Here is a 1,501-nt window from a genome sequence, read left to right on the forward strand (position 1 = left end):
TTCCTTCACTTCACGAAGGGGAAGACCTGTACCAAGTGTGTAATTAGCTTCTATGACATTATTATTCTTTTTAAAAACAGTATCCTGTTCGGCAGCATCCATTGCTAAAGAAGCAAACAGCATGATCAGCGTCTGATCTTCTTCAGACTTACTGCTTCCCGGATCTAATTCTGTTGAGTTATTGCTTTTCGCTGCTAAATTACCCACACGGTAAATGGCGTTGTTATCCTGAAGGGCAGGGGAGTGGACACGTATATGTATTCCGTCCAGCGGATCTTGCTTGTCCAGCTCCTCAATTCCAATTATCGGACGATCTTCAATATCTCTTGCAATCACATTCGGGATATTCAATTCGTTGTCCAACTTTCCAAAAATACCTTTAAGAGAATCATTACCTACATCAATTGCAGCAATTCGAGAGTTCGTCAAAAAAATCATCCTTTCATTTATAAGTAGGCTCTTTCGCATTCTTTGTTGCTTTTTACATAAGAAACTACCGGAACTTGGTATTCTCGCTGTATGTCATGTCTCTATTCAGCTGAAATTCGTAAAGAGTACATAACACGCTCTATTAAAATTGTAGATTTCGAACGAAAAGCGACAATTAATCAGAAAGCAGCCCGAGTAAAAATGTATCAAAAAATTTAAACTCTTAATGAAAGATTAAATCACTTCTCATCTCCGGTCAATCCTACTTTCAACTCTATCACACAATTGTAATGTTCGACCTATTTTGTATACATTTTGTATCGTTGTATACAATTATGAGTACATCCTTCTACAACAGTATGTGTACGCTTTTGTATACTTGTATACATTTTTGTCTACAATTGTGTACATATATGTGTACAAGTATACTAATTTGTACACAACCGTTTTTTGTATATGAAATAGTGCTATCCTATTCTCTTAATCACTCAATCTATCAATTGAAGAAAATGGAATCCGGTATTTTTTTTAGTTTATAAAAGAATGAATGGGGAAAGAAAATCACATAGTAAAAAACAAACAGATTAGGGTGAATGGATTATGGATGCAATTAAAGGATATTTCCCAAGTAACTATGAACAATCGAGAAGTACATTCCGCGGGCATCTCGAAACCATAAAGAGAAAATGGCCTGAAGCAGAACTGACGACCGTACACATCGGGAAAGAAGAGGATAACACCATCGATATGATTTCCTCTAATGCGATACATAATAATGAGCAAGTATTATTCTTCACAACGGGTGAGCACGGGATAGAAGGATATGCAGGCGCAGCAATGATTCACTTAATGACAAATGAATACCTGGAACACATCGATCCTGCGACAACCGGCATTTGCCTTATTCACGCTTTAAACCCTTGGGGGATGAGAAATTTCCGCAGGGTCACTGAAAATAATGTCGACTTAAATCGAAACTACCTATATAACCGAGCTTCTGTTCCTCATAATGTGAACAAGAATTATGAGAAAGAGAATGAGTTATTCCTCCCTGACGGGAAAATAACGGACT

Annotated in this window: 1 protein-coding gene and 1 pseudogene; one reads left to right on the plus strand and one right to left on the minus strand. The window is 37.2% G+C overall.

Annotation, left to right across the window (positions count from 1 at the left end; translation table 11 throughout):
- Positions 1 to 429: pseudogene (locus HP456_RS23815) on the minus strand (ParM/StbA family protein); the annotation flags it as partial.
- A 600-nt stretch (positions 430 to 1,029) separates the two neighbouring features.
- On the opposite strand from HP456_RS23815, the gene HP456_RS23820 reads away from it, so the two are divergent.
- Positions 1,030 to 1,501: DUF2817 domain-containing protein (locus HP456_RS23820; RefSeq protein WP_172255639.1), on the plus strand; the 472-nt coding region annotated here is incomplete at its 3' end.

It is taken from the genome of Bacillus haikouensis, from assembly GCF_013179555.1.
Taxonomy (GTDB): domain Bacteria; phylum Bacillota; class Bacilli; order Bacillales; family Bacillaceae_B; genus Rossellomorea; species Rossellomorea haikouensis_A.